The organism is Dialister pneumosintes (genome assembly GCF_001717505.1).
Lineage (GTDB): Bacteria > Bacillota > Negativicutes > Veillonellales > Dialisteraceae > Allisonella > Allisonella pneumosinta.
The window spans coordinates 582,607-599,995 of the sequence record NZ_CP017037.1 but is presented as its reverse complement, the minus strand read 5'-3'; the positions used below and the strand labels follow the sequence as shown (position 1 = coordinate 599,995).

The window sequence follows — 17,389 nt, the reverse complement described above, 5'->3', positions numbered from 1 at the left end:
ATACATGAGAAAACGTACTGTTTCTAATAAAAGGAATAAAAATAAAAAAGGATTGCAGCACTATGAAATCATTGGACTTCTCCTTGTTGTGATAGGTACATTGGCTGTTCTTAGTATTGCAGGGCAAAATATTGGATTTATAGGGGAGTGTATTTTTAATCTATTTTCTTTTTTGTTTGGGAAAAGTGCCGGTATCCCGGCTATTGTTTTTATCTTTGTTGGAATACGTTATATTGCTTTGCGAGAAAAATTTAAATACTCTTTAAAGTTTTTTATTGGAATCATTTTGTATTGGCTGTTGATAGCAGCTATACATGCATGGTTTACATCTTTTGGAAATGAATTAAATTTTGAGATGTTAATTTCTTATGGCGGTGCATTAGGGGGCATTGCTGTTTGGGGATTACGGTTTTTATTTGGAGAAATTGGTACTTGGATAGTACTTTTCGTAGCTGTTTTAATTACAATAGTTTTTTTTACCAAGTGGTCATTATCCAGTGGGGTTATTTATGTAGGGAAAAAAACTACACAAAAAGTAGCTAAAGTAGGAGAAGCAATAAAAGCGAAGAAAATAGAATATGAAGAAAGACATCGATTAACCAAAAAAAGTAAATCTACATACTCTATGAGAGATTTTATATTTAAGAAAAAGCAAGATAAACTTTCTTTAAATGCTGAACCTGTTAAAGAATCGGATTATTATGAAGAATCTCATAATAATTCAGAAGACTTGTCACAAGATAATGAAAAATTCGATTGTATGTCTCATTCAGAAGTTGAAAATATAGAGTTACCCAGTGTATTTGTAGAAATAGATGATACAAATGTTAAAAATTCTGAAGATTTAATGATATCCAGCCTTCAAGTAGAAGGAAATCCCATAAATGCGATAGAAGAGTTAAATTCTTATCAATATCCGCCACTTACGTTATTACAACCTGGAGTAAAACAAAGTTATAGCTTAGCTAAAGAAGCTTCTGATAAAAAGAAAATTTTAGAAGATACACTTCATAATTTCGGAGTGGCTGCTAAAGTTATAAATACTAGCGTAGGTCCAACTGTTACTCGTTTTGAACTGGAACCTGCTCCCGGAGTGAAAGTTAAGAAGATAGAGAACTTATCAGATGATATTGCACTTCAGTTAGCAGCAACACATGTACGTATAGAAGCGCCCATTCCCGGAAAATCAGCAGTGGGAATTGAAGTTCCTAATGGGAAAAACAGTGTAGTGGTACTTCGTGATGTGTTAGAAAGTCAAGAATTTATTGAAGCACGAGGGAATATCAATGTTGCATTAGGAAAAGATATAGCAGGGAAAACTATAGTAGCAGATTTAGCTAAAATGCCGCATCTTTTGATTGCTGGCTCCACCGGAAGTGGTAAGAGTGTTTGTATTAATACCATTATTATGAGTATTTTATATAAATATTCACCTGAGAAAGTAAAAATGATTTTAATAGATCCTAAGGTGGTTGAATTATCTATATATAATAAAATCCCTCATCTTAGATCTCCTGTTGTAACAGAACCTAAAAAATCAGCAGGTGCTTTACAGTGGGCAGTTAAAGAGATGGAAAATAGATATAAGTTGTTTTCTCAATCTGGCGTAAGAGATATTCGTGGATATAATCGTTTACATACAGAAGATAAAATGTCATTTTTATTAATTGTTATAGATGAATTGGCAGATTTAATGATGGTTGCAGCAGACAGCGTTGAGCAAGCTATTTGTAGATTGGCGCAAAAAGCTAGAGCTGCCGGAATTCATTTAATACTTGCAACACAACGTCCTTCAGTGGATGTTATTACAGGTCTTATTAAAGCGAATATTCCAAGTCGTATTTCTTTTGCAGTTTCGTCACAAATTGATTCTCGTACTATTTTGGACAAGTCGGGAGCAGAGCATCTTTTAGGTAAAGGTGATATGCTATTTGCTCCTATTGGAGTTATTAATCCTATACGTATTCAAGGTGCATTTGTATCTGATGAAGAAGTAGAAGCCGTAACAAATTTTGTGGAAAATCAAAAGGTTGTTGCAGAAATGATTAAGAGTCAAGAACCAATAGTTTTTACAGCACCAGAAGAAGCAACTAAAGTAGTAGGCGAAGAACAACAAGATGAATTATTATCAGAGGCTGTAGACTGGGTATTGAGTACCGGTCGAGCGTCTGTTTCTATGCTGCAAAGACGTTTTCGTATTGGATATACTAGAGCCGGGCGGTTAATGGATACTATGGAAGAATTGGGAATTGTAGGAACTGCTAATGGTGCTAAACCTCGAGATATATTAGTTAGTAAGGAACAAGCAGAACAAATATTAAAGGGCGATTAGCAGTGAGGTAGTAAATATATGACTAGAGAAACTGTTGGAGAAATATTAAGGAAACAGCGAGTACAATTAGGGTTGAATACGAGAGATATTGCAGAAAAAACTTTTATAAATGAAGCGTATATCATTGCAATAGAAGTTTCTCAATATGATCGTATTAGAGATCCTGTTTATGTTAAAGGATTTATTCGGAATTATGCGCAAGCTGTTTGTTTAGATCCGGATATGCTTATTCAATATTATAATGAAGAAACATCGGCTGAAAAAATTCGTATTCCTTTTGCGACTACTTTTTCAAAAGAGAGACAAAAAACTTTAAGAAAAAGTATAGAAGTCGTAACTAGAAAAACAAATAAACGTGAAGGTAGAATGTCTAAAGTTGAGAAAGCAATTATCGGTGCATTAGGAATTCTTGCTATTATATGGTGGATTCGTTTTTTCTATAGCTAAAAATTCCTTTCATAATAAAAAGAGGTAAAAATATGAAACGTTTTATTTCTGTAGTTTTTTTCTTGATTGTTTCAATAGCAATTTTAGGGAGCGTATATTATAAAGCTAAAAAACAAGATATTCAGAGACAAAGTGTTGCACAATCTACAAAAACATTATATGTGTATACAGATATGTCACTTGAATTGATTCATGCTGTAGCAAAGCTTTTTGAAATGAAAACAGGAATTACAGTAGATGTTATACCTCTTACAGAGAATCAAATACTTGATGCCTCTTTACGTACAGCTCAACAAGCAGATATTGTTATTTCTTCTCAAGAAGTATTACAACAATTGAGTACAAAACAGCAATTACATCCTTTTATTTCGGAGCAAACAGATACTGTACTTTATCCATATAGGGCAGAAAATGGTTTATGGACCGGTGTGTGGATAGACCCTATTATATTTATTGTTAATCCTACTTTTTATAAAGAAAATTTTGATATTTTGTATACATGGGATAGCGTTATACAAAATATGGATATACGTATTTCTGTGACTGATTTCGTAACTTCTAGAGAATCAGAAAATTTATTGTATTGTATGGGGGAGCATTTTGGTGATGAAGAAACATTAATGCGTCTCTTGCAATTAGGAAAGCATGTTGTTCAGTATGGTAAATACCTATCAACTCCTGTGCGTATGGTTGCAATGAATAAAGCGGATGTTGGCATATCTAATTATTCAGAAGCGATGCGTGCAAAAAAAGAACAGTTCCCTGTTCAAATTATTTATCCTGATGATGGGCAACCTTGGTATCTTTATGGTATAGGAATTTATAAAGATGCTCCTAATTTTGAACTGGCAGGAGAGTTTGTTGATTGGGTGTTATCTGAAGATTTAAAGAATACTATGGGAGAAGTAGGGACTTATTACTTGCTTACTAATGATGTTATGCAAGAAAAAGATGATAGAGGATGTCTTTTAGATCTTTGGGATTTAAAAAAAGTATTTGTAAAAGAAGGACGAGATGCTTTTAAGAAAGAATGGATTTCTGAAGTTAGATTTGCAAAAAAGGCGGAGTAAATAGATGAAAAAGGTAGGATTTATAAGCTTAGGTTGCTCTAAAAATCTTGTTGATACGGAAATGATGCTTGGCATTATGGAAAAGGGGGGATATCAATTAACAAAGGATTTAAACGAAGCTCATATTATTATTGTTAATACTTGCACATTTATTGATACAGCAAAGGAAGAATCAATAGAGACTATTCTTGAAGCGGCACAATATAAAAAAACAGGAAAATGTGAAATGCTAGTAGCTGCCGGTTGCTTATCACAACAGTTTCAAGGAGATTTAGCTACAGAAATTCCGGAATTAGATGTATTAATTGGGACTAATTCTTGGCAGCATATATTAGAAGCTGTAGAACGGGCTTATGAAGTAGGTTCACAAATTAACAGATTTGATCGTATTCCTTGTGAACATGAAGAACTACTACCAAGGAAATTAGTAACACCTAATTATTCCGCTTATGTAAAAATTGCCGAAGGCTGTAGCAATGGATGTACTTTTTGTTATATTCCCTACGTAAGAGGACAAATGCGGAGCCGTCCTATTTCGTCTGTAGTACATGAAGTAAAACGTTTAGCGGCAACAGGTGTTAAAGAATTTAACCTCATTGCACAAGATCTCAGTTATTATGGGAGGGATTTAAAGGATGGAACTACGTTGACAGCACTTTTAAGAGAGTTAGTCAAAATTGATAGTATTAAGTGGATTAGACTTTTTTATCTTTATCCTACTTATTTTGATGACGACCTACTTTCTTTTATTATAAAAGAAGAAAAAATTTGTAAATATGTAGATATTCCACTTCAACACATTAGTGACTCTGTTTTAAAAAGAATGCATCGGAAAGATACAAAAGAAAGTATACGGAAGTTATTAAAAAAGCTTAGAGAAGCTAGACCTCGTATGACATTGCGAACTACGTTAATGGTAGGATTTCCTGGAGAAACAGAAGAAAACTTTGAAGAACTTTGTGCGTTTATAAAAGAAGTATCTTTTGATGATATGGGGGCATTTACTTATTCACCACAAGAGGGCACTCCTGCTGCCAGAATGAACGATCAAATTAAGGAAGATATAAAAGAAGATAGATATCATCGTTTAATGTCTATTCAAGCTAAAATTGCAGAAGAGAATAGTCGAAAGCTTATTGGTCTTGAAACAGAAGCTTTGATAGAAGAATTAGTGGATAATGGAGATGGTATAGTAGCAAAAGGAAGAACTTCTTTTCAGGCCCCTGAAGTTGATGGAAATGTGTACATTGAAAATCCTGGTGACTTAAAACCGGGAGATTTTTGCAAAGTGCAAATTATAGATGGATACGCATATGATTTGATTGCTAATCGAATTATGGATAGTGAATAAATAATCAATATATGAAAATGAACATTAGTCACAAAAATATAGAAGATTTGAGTAAACTTTTAATTGAAGAAATTGTTAATAGAAATTTGTTGCTGTGTACGGCAGAATCTTGTACAGGAGGACTTCTCGCTAAAATATTAACAGATATGCCGGGGAGTTCAGTATATTTTAAAGGTGGTATAGTAGCATATTGGAACGAAATAAAGAATAAGGTTTTAAAAGTAAAACAAGAGACTTTAAATCGATATACGGCAGTAAGCTCTTTCGTGGCTATTGAAATGGCTATTGGAGTTAGAAAAATATATCAATGTGATTTGTCAATTGCTATTACCGGATATGCAGGTCCCGGATTAGGAGAACGAGGAGAAGAACCCGGATTAGTGTATATTGCTATCAGTGAACCATCAGGAACACAAGTATATGAAGAACATTTTGAAGGAGACAGAGATTCTATTAGAAATAAATCGGTTTTAAAAGCGATGATTCATACGTTGGAATATATTTACGAATTTAATCTCAGGAGGTAATGTTATGGCTAAACTTGATAATAATGCAGGAAGACAAAGGGCGTTAGATAGTGCTTTGCATCAAATTGAAAAAGAATTTGGTACAGGAGCTATTATGAGATTAGGCGATTTAGGTAGTAAAATGAACATCGAGGTAATTCCTACCGGGTCATTAGCTGTAGATATTGCTGTAGGGGTAGGTGGTTATCCTAGAGGGCGTGTAGTAGAAATCTATGGACCGGAATCTTCCGGAAAGACTACATTAGCTTTACATGCTATTGCAGAAGCACAGAAAATGGGCGGTGTAGCTGCATTTATTGATGCGGAGCATGCATTAGATCCTATTTATGCACATAAGTTGGGGGTTGATACTAAAGATTTGTTAATCTCACAGCCGGATAGTGGAGAACAGGCATTAAGTATTTGTGAAGCTTTAGTACGCAGTGGTGCTGTAGATATGGTTGTTATTGATTCAGTAGCTGCATTAGTACCTAAACAAGAAATTGATGGAGATATCAGTGATCAATCAGTTGGTTTGCAAGCTCGACTAATGAGTAAGGCTTTGCGTAAGTTAACCGGTATTATTAGTAAGTCAAGAACTATTGTTATTTTCATTAACCAGATTCGAGAAAAAGTCGGAATTATGTTTGGTAATCCGGAAACTACTACAGGTGGACGGGCATTAAAATTTTATGCTTCTATGCGTATTGAAATCAGACGTGGAGAAGCTATAAAAAATGGTACAGAAGTTATAGGAAATAGAACACGTGCTAAGGTAGTAAAAAATAAAGTGGCACCACCTTTTCGTGTAGCTGAATTTGATATTATGTATGGACATGGTATTTCTACAGAAGGGACTTTATTAGATATAGCATCTAATATGGAAATTATAAAGAAGAGTGGTGCTTGGTACTCTTATAATGGCGAACGTATTGGACAGGGACGTGAAAATGCCAAACAATATTTAATTAGTCATCCGGAAGTTATGTCTGAAATAGAAAAAATTGTTCGGGATACTTTAGTTGTAGAACCGGAACAATTTGATGATACAATTATTGCAAATCGTGATGAAGAAACTTAATAAGAAACCATTTGATGTAGCTCTTTATTTGTTAGGATATAGAGCTTTATCTGAATATGAGATTGAGAATAAGCTTAAGCAAAAAGAATATGAAAAAGATGAGATTGAAGAAACTATAAAAAAGTTAAAATATTACGGATATATAAATGATGAACAATTAGGAGATGAAGTCTTTTATTCATTAAAACAACGTAAAGTGTATGGGGATTCATATATACATAGTAAGCTAAAGTATAGAGGGCTTTCTTCTAATTTACATCTTTCCGTTTCAGAAGAAATGGAATTTGCTAAGAATGTTATCAATACTAAACTACATATAACTAATGTAGATATAAAAACCAAAAGAAAAGTGGCAGGTTTCTTGTCTAGGAGAGGGTTTAGGACTACAGTTATATACTTAATTTTAGAAAAACTAAAAGATAATAAGTTTACAAAATAAAAAAGAGTTGATTTTTAACTCTTTTTTATTTTTTGTCCTTAAAAGTCTAACAATTCTTTATTACGCTTTAAAATAGAATAAAATACAAAAATAAGTTTAAAAGTATAACTTACTTTGACTTTTAAACTTTTGAGAGTTATAATTAGGATAAAAGAAAGGAGGCATATATGAGATTATCCGATAAGATAGAACAAATTATTCTTGAATTACTTGATAAGCAAGAGTTGGAACCACTTACATTAAGTCGAAATCAAATTGCAGATTATTTAGGTTGTGCACCTTCACAAGTAACTTATGTGGTGAATACTCGTTTTTCAGAAGATCAAAACTATGTAGTAGAGTCAAAGAGAGGAAATGGAGGTTATATTCGAATTTCTTTATCACCACAAACACAAATAAAAAAACTTCCTGTCAAAGTTAATCGGAAAGATTTTTTTTCTGAAAATAGAAATAATCAAATAAAAGCTCATAATTATGTTGCTCCTATAGAATCAGAGGTAGTTTCTTATTTTAGGATATTAAAAAATTGCAGGATGATTACAGAAAGAGAATATCAGTTTATTCAATGCATGATGCATTCCATATTTAAAACTTGTACAGCCAATGAACAACATCAGATAATATCTTCGTTTATTCAGAATGTAAATCAAATATTGAAAGGGGATAATTAATATGATTTGTCAAAATTGTAAAAAAAGAGAAGCTACTATTCATATTACTGAAATTGTAAATGGTTATAGACGAGAAAAACATTTATGTAATATGTGTGGATCACATGAAAAAAATTTTAGAATGAAAGATATGTTTTTTCAAAATGCTTTTGATGATTTTTTCCATGAAGATACCGTATTTGAACGTTTATGGGGAAACCAATCTGATTACATTCCAGGAAGTTTAGCATGTTCATCTTGCGGTACTACTTATGCAAATTTTAAGTCTGATGGACTATTAGGTTGCCAGTTTTGTTACTCTGATTTCAGAGATAAATTACGCAATTTGTTTCAGCAAATTGGCGAATCGCATATACACATAGGTAAAAAACCTGTAGAGGAAGAAGTAAAGGTTAACACAGAAAGTTTATCTGAATTAGATAAGTTGGAAAAACAACTCAAACAATGTATTGCAGAAGAAAAATATGAAGAAGCAGCGATATTGCGTGATAAGATAAAAGTTTTGAGCAAGGAGTAATAGGATGACATTTATAGAATGGATTACAGAAATGCCACCGATTTCATCGGAATGGAAATCGGTGGTTTCCTCAACTATTAAATTATCAAGAAATATAAAAGATATACCATTCCATAAAAATGTAAGTATTCAAGAGCAAAGAACAATCAATAAATTAGTAGATGAAAGTATTTCTTTATGGAATAAAGAAAATGATAATACATTTCTTGTATGTCCATTAACTACCTTAACAAATGGGGATATACAAGCTTTACGAGAATATGGGATTGATATTCCAAATATAGAACATAGAGAATCGCAAAAGTTATATTTATCTAAAGATAGATTATTAGTTATACTAACGAATGGAATCGAACATATTACTTTATGGGGCATATCTTTTGAGGCGGATATTACTCAAATATGGGATAAATTATCTCGCTTAGATACGTGGCTCGCACAAAAAATATCTTTTGCATTTGATAATGAATTTGGGTATTTAACAGCTTCTCCATTAATAGCAGGAACTGGTATGGAGATTAGAGCAACGGTATTTTTACCTGGAATTACTAATGTTAACCAAATGGATAATTTATCCGGTAAATTGGCACGTAGTGGCTATAAAATATCCAAATTACGAAATCATTTCTATTTTATAGAGAATTCCTTTTCTATGGGACTTAAAGAAGAAACTTTTTGTAATCGATTGGAAGAAGTACAAAAAAATATAGAATTTATAGAGGAAAAAGCATGGAATAGTTTTTATGATATCAACCAACAACAGATTAAAGATAAAATATGGCGTTCATTAGGGATATTTTCTTATGCAAGAAGTCTTAATTATGAGGAAACTTTAGAATGTATTGCTTGGCTTTATATAGGGATGAGATTTAATATATTGCCTATAAAAGATAGATTATTATTCTATAAGTTGCTTAGACTGGCAGGACCTTTTTATGTAGAGAAAAAAATACATAAAGAAGAAATGAGTGAAAATGATATTAATACATGGCGTGCAGTTCTTATTAGAGATGTTATTAAGGAAATGAGTTTATAAAGTATAAAACAGATAAAGTAAGGAGGGATTTATATGAATCAAAGAAATACTGACGGAGTAAAAAATGCTTGGAAATATGCTATTTCACAGGCACAAAAACTAGGGAGCCAATATGTTGGAATTGAACATCTTTTGATGGGAATTGCACATCAGAAAGATACTGTAGGAGGTAAAATTTTACAATCTTTGGGGATTACCGTCGATAAGATTGAACAACAATTAGATAGGAAGGCTTTTGGTATATTCAGCCATGAATTATATATATCTCCGCGAACAAAACATGTATTGGAAATGTCATTGATTGAAGCAAATAAAATGAGAAGTAATTATGTGGGGACAGAACATGTTTTACTTGCTATTTTACATGAAGGGGATAGTTTAACGATGAGTATTCTTTCCTCTTTTGGTGTTACAGAAGATAAATTGCAAAAGGCTTTTGAAAAGTTTATGACAGAAAATGGAAGAGCAAGCAATGACAATGACTTAGGTGCACTTGCTGATTATGCTATTAATCTTAATCAACGTGCCAAAGAAGGAAAAATAGATCCGGTTATTGGACGACAAGATGAAATTAATCGTGTTATTCAAATACTATCCAGACGTAATAAAAATAATCCTGTACTTATCGGAGAACCTGGGGTAGGTAAAACAGCTATTGCTGAAGGATTGGCACAACGAATAATTGAAAATGATGTGCCGGAAATATTAAAAAATTGTAATGTTATTTCTCTTCAAATGTCTACAATGGTAGCAGGGACTAAATATAGAGGGGAGTTTGAAGAGCGTTTAAAGAAAGTAATTGATGAAGTAAAAAAACATCCGGAGTGGATCTTATTTATTGATGAACTACATACTTTAGTCGGTGCGGGCGCCGGTGAAGGTACTATGGATGCAGCAAATATTATGAAGCCTGCTTTAGCAAGGGGCGAGTTACGTTGCATAGGTGCTACTACCTTAGCTGAATATAAGAAATATATAGAGAAAGATGCAGCATTAGAACGTCGTTTTCAACCTGTTAAAGTAGGGGAGCCGACTCCTCAAGAAACCATGGAAATTTTAAAAGGACTTAGGGATAAATATGAAGCATTTCATAAAGTGAAAATTAGTGATGAAGCACTGGACTTATCCGTGAAATTATCTTCGCGTTATATAACAGATAGATTTCAACCGGATAAAGCAATTGATGTTATTGATGAAGCCGCTGCTAAAATTAGGATGGAAGCATCTTCTGCTCCGGAAGGGTTAAAAAAGAAAGAGGATGAATTACTATCTATTCAAAAAGAAAAAGAAGCAGCAGTATCAGCACAAGATTTTGAAAAAGCAGCTGTTTATCGGGACCAAGCTCATAAACTATCGGAGGAGATTGAATTATTGAAGAAAGAGTGGAAAGGTTCTTCACAAGATAATCTTACTGTCACAGAAGAAGATATTGCACAAGTAGTTGCTAAATGGACAGGTATTCCACTTCAAAATCTTACAAAAAGTGACTCTGAACGACTTCTTCATTTGGAAGAGGAAATTCACAAGAGGGTTATCGGGCAAGAAGATGCTGTTGGAGCAGTTGCTAAAGCTATTCGCCGTGCTAGAGCCGGTATGAAAGATATTCATCGTCCGATTGGATCTTTTATGTTTCTTGGGTCTACGGGGGTAGGTAAAACAGAATTAGCTAAAGCTTTAGCTATGTGTATGTTTGGTAGTGAAAAGTCTTTAATTAGATTTGATATGTCTGAATTTATGGAGAAACATGAAGTATCTCGCTTAATTGGTGCACCTCCCGGATATGTAGGTTATGATGAAGGAGGACAATTGACAGATGCTGTGCGTAGGAACCCTTATTCTGTAATTTTATTTGATGAAGTAGAAAAAGCACATATTGACTTTTTCAATATTCTACTGCAAGTTCTTGATGACGGACGTTTGACTGATGGACAGGGACGTACTGTTGATTTTACAAATACGGTTATTATTATGACGAGTAATTTGGGTGCTCAACTTCTTAGAAATCAGAATAAGAAACTTGGTTTTATTGCAGAAACAAAGATACAAAATGATAATTCTTTTGAATCAGCAAAAGACAAAATTTTACAAGAAGTAAAGCGAACATTCCGTCCTGAATTTATTAATCGTATTGATGAAATTATTGTATTCCATCCACTATCTGAAGAACATTTACGTCATATTGTAAAACTTATGATGAATGCTGTTCAGAAAAAAATGGATAATATGAATATCACTATTGATATTTCAGACAAAGCATTAGAGTACCTTATGAAGAAAGGTTCTGATTTTGAGTATGGTGCAAGGCCTTTAAAACGAGTTATTCAACGTGAAATAGAGGATGCTGTTTCAGAACTAATCCTAGAAGGTACTTTACAAGGGAAAAAGGTTCTTCATATTGATGAAAAAGAAGAAAAACTTGTTTTTACTGCCGAATAGTTAAAAATATATAAGGTATAATAAAGGGTACGAGAAGATTCGTGCCCTTTTACTTTGTATATCAATTATAAGGAGTTATCTATGTGTGCAAAAAAACAGATGGTGAAATTTATGTGTAATGAGTGCGGTGCGGAATCTCTACAATGGTTAGGACGCTGTCCTCTTTGTGGAGAGTGGAATACAATGGAAGAAATAAAAGCTTCTAAAAGCGAGTATCCTGCCTCTGTTTTATTATCTACTGGAACCAAAGTCAAAAAGGCAGTTAAATTATCAGATATTGAAGTGGCAGGAGAAAAAAGATTTCCTACACAAATAACAGAAATTGATAGAACTTTGGGAGGAGGGATTGTACCGGGCTCAGTTATTCTTTTTGGGGGAGAACCGGGAATTGGGAAATCTACATTAATACTTCAAATATGTAATGCATTAGCTTTACAAAATATAGTTGTTTTGTATTGTAGTGGGGAAGAGTCGGAACAACAACTTAAAATTCGGGCAGAACGATTATGTGTAGATATGCAGCCTTATTTTGTTTTATCAGAAAATAATTTAGAAACTGTTATTGAGATAATAAGTAAAATTAAACCTAAATTTGTAGTTATTGATTCCATTCAAACCGTTTATAGTGTAAATAATGATTCTCCTATGGGAAGTCCGAATCAAATTAAAGCAGTGACTGCTATATTGAATCAATTAGCTAAAACTCATAATATTACTTTTCTTATTGTAGGACATGTAACTAAAGAGGGAAACTTAGCAGGACCTCGTATGTTAGAACATATGGTGGATGTAGTATTGTATTTAGAAGGAGATCGGAGCTATCAATTTCGTGTTTTAAGAACCGTAAAAAATAGGTTTGGATCTACTGCTGAAACCGGACTTTTGGTTATGGAAGAAAAAGGTCTTAGAGAGATTACTAATCCATCAGAGTATCTTGTAAGAAAAAAAGAAGAACCGGTTGCAGGAAGTGTTATAACACCTTGCATGGAAGGACAGCGTGCGATTATGGTAGAAATACAAGCATTATCAGTACACTCTGTTTTAAATATTCCTCGACGTATTAGTGTAGGATATGACTATAATCGTATGATTGTATTGTTGGCAGTATTGGAAAAACGGACAAAACTACCATTTTCTACTAAAGATGTATATGTGAATGTGGCAAGTGGATTTAGAGTACAAGAAACAGCTGCTGATTTAGCAACTGCAATGGCTATTGTTTCTTCTCAATGGGATATATCTATTCCTTCTCATATTATTGCATTGGGAGAAATAAGTCTTACCGGTGAAATTTTACCTGTATCTCATATCACTACAAGGATTAAAGAAGCAATCAAGATGGGGAATACTACTTTTATTTGTCCACTAGGCAATAAAATGGAGATAGAGAATTTTTTCACACATTCTAAAAATCATCTCATAAAAACTATTTTTGTTGATAAACTTTCAGAAGTAGTTCAATTAATGGAAGGATTGCGAAGTAAATAAAATACCGATAATTTATTGCTCTATGTATAGCAAGAAAATTATGGGTGTGATAATATACTTTATATATTGAATATATATATATATTCAATAATCAAAATAAAAGTTATATGGAGATTAGCGTATGCCGGAAAAAATATTAAATATGATTTTTATCTTGCTATTTGCCATCTTAGGCATTGTAGCAGGAGCACAACCGGCTCAATTAATGACTGCATATATTCCTAAAACCTTACTAACAGAAACCGTGTGGGGAATTAGTGCGTTATCTTTAGGAATGATGATTTTGAGTGGTATGGTTGGCGCCGTAGCAGGAGTTTTAGTAGCTCCGTATTTAAATCGTTTTATTTTCTTATTAACTGCATATATTGAAAAATCTTTATCCGAAATATCTATTCAAAACCTTTTACTTGGTACTGTTGGGCTTTTTATCGGTTTAATTATTGCTAATTTAGTAGGAGCGGCTTTTGAGAATATTCCTTATATTGGCCCCTACATTTCTATAGTACTTAGTATATTATTAGGGTATGTAGGCATGCATATGTCTATTATTAAGCAAGGGGAAATATCAGATTGGATTCGATTGCGACCGGGAAACACTGATAAAGCAATAGCTGATAATGATGTTACTAAGGGGAAGTTATTGGATACCAGTGTCATTATTGATGGTCGCGTAGCGGATATTCGTGAAACCGGTTTTTTAGAAGGTAAAATAATAGTGCCTGTATTTGTTTTGGAAGAGTTGCAAAAAATAGCAGACTCATCTGATTTACTTAAAAGAAATAGAGGTAGGCGAGGGTTAGATATTTTAAATAAGATGCGTAAAATTCGTAAAGATAATTTTACTATTGTTGCAGATGATTTTGAAGATATAACAGAAGTGGACTCTAAATTAATTCGACTTGCAAGAAAAAGAGGCTATCAAATTATTACTAATGATTATAATTTAAATAAAGTGGCAGAATTACAAGAAGTGCAAGTACTTAACATTAATGATTTGGCGGGTGCATTAAAACCTGTCGTTATTCCTGGTGAAAAACTATTTGTTCAATTAATCAAGCATGGGAAAGAAAATGGGCAAGGGGTTGCCTATCTTGATGATGGCACTATGATTGTTGTAGAAAATGGTGGAGATTCTATAGGCAAGGATGTAGCTGTGGTTATTGCATCGGTTCTTCAAACTTCAGCAGGAAGAATGATTTTTGCAGAAATGGAGAGTTCTGAACAATGAATAGCATGATACTTTTAGCAGCAGGGAAAGGGCAACGTGTTGGTGCTGCAATTAATAAAATGCTAATCAAAGTACAAGGGAAACCTATTTTTTGGCATTCTTTACAACATATACTTACTAGTCAACTTTTAAATGAAATTATCGTAGTTGTACAAGAGCGAGAAAGACCGGAATTTGAATCAATTATCCGGTCTTTTAATTCGAATATCCTATTTCACATTGCGATAGGTGGGAATACACGTCAAGCATCGGTTTATAATGGACTTAAGCTTGTTTCTCCACAAACAGAAAAGATTATTGTTCATGATGGTGCAAGGCCACTTGTAGATGGAAAATGTATTGATAAGGTTTTAAATAAAATAAGCGAATCGACTCCTGCTATTGTAGTCGGAATTCCTTGCATAGATACAATAAAAAAAATATCTGAAAGGGGAATTGTAAAAGAAACTCTTGATAGAAGTCAATTGTTTAGAGCACAAACACCTCAAGGATTTTATGCACCTTTATTTAGAACCGTTATCCACTCAGTTATGGAGAGAAAATTATTTACAGATGATGTTTCATTATTTGAAGAGCAAGGTATTCCTGTAACAACAATGATCGGACGAGAAGAGTACTATAAAATCACTGTAAAGGAGGATATTGATAGATTGAAAACTTCTTTAAAAAACGAGAAAATTGATTTTCGGATTGGTCAGGGGTATGATATACATCAGTTGTGTGATGCAAGACCGTTAATTCTTGGTGGTGTAAAAATTTCAGATACTTTTGGCTTATTAGGACATTCTGATGCAGATGTTTTAACACATGCTATTATGGATGCACTTTTAGGTGCTGCAGGATTTCCTGATATTGGACATTTTTTTCCGGATACAGATTCTAAATTTAAAAATGTATCCAGTATAAAATTGTTAGAACAAGTTATGCAGAAAATTAGAGAAGCCGGGTATGAAATAGGAAATATTGATACTACAATTATTGCGCAAAAACCAAAATTAGCAGCCCATATAGAAGAGATTAAAAAAGTTCTTGCAGATGTAATGTGTATACATATAGAATCTATTGGTATAAAAGCAACTACAAAAGAAAAAATGGATGCTATTGGAGCAGGGAAAGCCATTGCTGTTATTGCCAATGCGTTACTTTATCGGAGGAATTAGAAAATGACAGAAAAAATTAGAGTTCGCTTTGCACCAAGTCCTACAGGACCGTTTCATATTGGGGGAGCACGTTCTGCTCTTTTTAATTGGTTAGTAGCTAAGCATACAAATGGAACATTTCTTGTACGTATTGAAGACACTGATTTAGCTCGTTCTTCTCGAGAATCAGAGGAAAATATTAAAGAAGCAATGAAATGGTTGGGGCTTGATTGGGATGAAGGTATTGATGTTGGCGGAGAGACCGGTCCTTATCGTCAAACGGAAAGAGTGGATATTTATAAGAAAGAAGTAGAACGCCTTATTCAGGAAGGAAAAGCATATTATTGTTATCTTTCACCGGAAGAGTTGGAAAAAGAAAGACAAGAGCAATTAGCAGCAGGAAAGACACCTGTACATAAAGGAACTTGTCGTCATTTAACACCGGAACAGATCGATATTTATAAACAGATGGGAAGAAAACCGGTAGTTCGTCTAATGGTACCTACTGATAAAGTGTATGCATTTGATGATATGGTTCGTGGACATGTTGAATTTCAATCTGCCGGCGTAGGTGATTTTATTATCATGAAATCAGATGGTATTCCGGTATATAATTTTGCAGTAGTTGTAGATGATGCACTTATGAAAGTTACACATGTTATTCGAGCAGAAGAACACTTATCGAATACCCCTAGACAACTCGCTATTTATGAAGCATTAGGATATGATATACCTACTTTTGGGCACATTTCGTTGATTTTAGGTTCTGATCATAAAAAGATGAGTAAGCGTCACGGTGCGACTTCTGTTCAAGCTTATAGAGATAAGGGCTATTTGCCGGATGCAATGGTAAACTATTTATCTCTTTTGGGGTGGGCACCGAAGGGAGAACAAGAAATTTTCACACGAAAAGAACTTATTGCACAATTTACAATGGATAGAGTTTCTTCTAATGATGCTGTATTTGATATTGAAAAGTTAAATTGGATTAATTTCCAATATATGAAAAAACTTTCTCAAACAGAACTTTTTGATTTTGTTATGCCATTTTTAGTTCAAGCAGGATATGTAGATACAACTATTAGTGATCAGCGTAGGCTTTGGCTTGAAAAAGTAGTTTGGTATGTTCGTGAACACTTATATTATGGACAACAAGTTATAGAAAATGTGAAGCCGTTTTTTGAAGATGTTCCTGAAAGCTTAGCTGCTAATATACAAGACATAATGGCTTTAGAAGAAAGTAAGAAAATTATTGCTGCTTATGCTGACAGTTTGATGAATTTATCATCTTTTGATGAAGAAAGCATAAAAAAATGTTTTAAAGATGTAATGAAAGAAACCGGTATAAAAGGAAAAGCTGCTTTTGAACCTGTTAGAATAGCATTAACAGGAGAAACTCATGGGCCGGGACTTTATACGATGATAGAGCTTTTAGGTCGTGAAGAAACGACAAGAAGACTTCAACGATTTATATAGTAATATCTATTGTTTAGATAAAGGAACAGAAAATAATTCTGTTCCTTTATTTTGTTTTATAAATTTATGAAATTGTATAAATACTCAAAAAATATGATTTAATAAAAATAACTACAAAAATATGATTTTTACAGTTATTAATTAAATAAATATCATTGACAGAGAATCATTT

At 33.2% G+C, this 17,389-nt stretch carries 15 protein-coding genes; all 15 read left to right on the top strand.

Going from position 1 to position 17,389, the window contains the following annotated elements; genetic code table 11:
- Positions 1 to 4: 4 nt before the first annotated feature.
- The 15 genes from BCB69_RS02980 (at position 5) to gltX (ending at position 17,217) form a co-directional block, all read left to right on the top strand.
- Positions 5 to 2,332: an FtsK/SpoIIIE family DNA translocase gene (locus BCB69_RS02980; RefSeq protein WP_083989996.1), complete on the top strand. Its 2,328-nt coding sequence runs from the start codon at positions 5 to 7 to the stop codon at positions 2,330 to 2,332.
- 18 nt (positions 2,333 to 2,350) lie between these two features.
- The gene (locus BCB69_RS02975) at positions 2,351 to 2,779 is read left to right on the top strand and encodes a helix-turn-helix domain-containing protein (protein WP_022514145.1); all 429 of its coding nucleotides are present in this window, start codon (positions 2,351 to 2,353) and stop codon (positions 2,777 to 2,779) included.
- A gap of 32 nt (positions 2,780 to 2,811) precedes the next feature.
- Entirely contained in the window at positions 2,812 to 3,849 is a 1,038-nt protein-coding gene (locus BCB69_RS02970) for an ABC transporter substrate-binding protein (RefSeq protein ID WP_069176974.1), read from the top strand.
- A gap of 4 nt (positions 3,850 to 3,853) precedes the next feature.
- On the top strand, positions 3,854 to 5,200 hold the full coding sequence (gene rimO, locus BCB69_RS02965; RefSeq protein WP_069176973.1) for a 30S ribosomal protein S12 methylthiotransferase RimO: 1,347 nt from the start codon (positions 3,854 to 3,856) through the stop codon (positions 5,198 to 5,200).
- Positions 5,201 to 5,211: 11 nt separating this feature from the next.
- The gene (locus tag BCB69_RS02960) at positions 5,212 to 5,727 is read left to right on the top strand and encodes a CinA family protein (protein WP_083989995.1); all 516 of its coding nucleotides are present in this window, start codon (positions 5,212 to 5,214) and stop codon (positions 5,725 to 5,727) included.
- 4 nt (positions 5,728 to 5,731) lie between these two features.
- Positions 5,732 to 6,787, top strand: a complete 1,056-nt coding sequence (gene recA, locus BCB69_RS02955; protein ID WP_022514141.1) for a recombinase RecA — start codon at positions 5,732 to 5,734, stop codon at positions 6,785 to 6,787.
- Positions 6,774 to 7,226: a regulatory protein RecX gene (locus BCB69_RS02950; RefSeq protein ID WP_069176971.1), complete on the top strand. Its 453-nt coding sequence runs from the start codon at positions 6,774 to 6,776 to the stop codon at positions 7,224 to 7,226. The genes recA and BCB69_RS02950 overlap by 14 nt, the downstream gene beginning before the upstream one ends.
- 167 nt (positions 7,227 to 7,393) lie before the next feature.
- Positions 7,394 to 7,897, top strand: a complete 504-nt coding sequence (locus BCB69_RS02945; protein ID WP_069176970.1) for a CtsR family transcriptional regulator — start codon at positions 7,394 to 7,396, stop codon at positions 7,895 to 7,897.
- A gap of 1 nt (position 7,898) precedes the next feature.
- Positions 7,899 to 8,414 carry a UvrB/UvrC motif-containing protein gene (locus BCB69_RS02940; RefSeq protein WP_069176969.1) on the top strand — a complete coding sequence of 172 codons (516 nt, stop codon included), beginning with the start codon at positions 7,899 to 7,901 and terminating at the stop codon, positions 8,412 to 8,414.
- 4 nt (positions 8,415 to 8,418) lie between these two features.
- Complete coding sequence (locus BCB69_RS02935; protein ID WP_069176968.1) at positions 8,419 to 9,450, top strand: hypothetical protein; 1,032 nt, start codon at positions 8,419 to 8,421, stop codon at positions 9,448 to 9,450.
- Positions 9,451 to 9,483: 33 nt separating this feature from the next.
- Complete coding sequence (locus BCB69_RS02930) at positions 9,484 to 11,886, top strand: ATP-dependent Clp protease ATP-binding subunit (protein ID WP_022514137.1); 2,403 nt, start codon at positions 9,484 to 9,486, stop codon at positions 11,884 to 11,886.
- Between the two features lie 81 nt (positions 11,887 to 11,967).
- Complete coding sequence (radA, locus tag BCB69_RS02925) at positions 11,968 to 13,374, top strand: DNA repair protein RadA (RefSeq protein WP_069176967.1); 1,407 nt, start codon at positions 11,968 to 11,970, stop codon at positions 13,372 to 13,374.
- 121 nt (positions 13,375 to 13,495) lie between these two features.
- Positions 13,496 to 14,602, top strand: coding sequence for a PIN/TRAM domain-containing protein (locus BCB69_RS02920; protein WP_022514136.1), 1,107 nt, complete (start codon positions 13,496 to 13,498; stop codon positions 14,600 to 14,602).
- Positions 14,599 to 15,762: a 2-C-methyl-D-erythritol 4-phosphate cytidylyltransferase gene (gene ispD, locus BCB69_RS02915; RefSeq protein ID WP_022514135.1), complete on the top strand. Its 1,164-nt coding sequence runs from the start codon at positions 14,599 to 14,601 to the stop codon at positions 15,760 to 15,762. Before BCB69_RS02920 ends, ispD begins: the two co-directional genes overlap by 4 nt.
- A 3-nt stretch (positions 15,763 to 15,765) precedes the next feature.
- Positions 15,766 to 17,217 carry a glutamate--tRNA ligase gene (gene gltX, locus BCB69_RS02910; protein ID WP_069176966.1) on the top strand — a complete coding sequence of 484 codons (1,452 nt, stop codon included), beginning with the start codon at positions 15,766 to 15,768 and terminating at the stop codon, positions 17,215 to 17,217.
- The last annotated feature ends 172 nt before the right edge of the window (positions 17,218 to 17,389 follow it).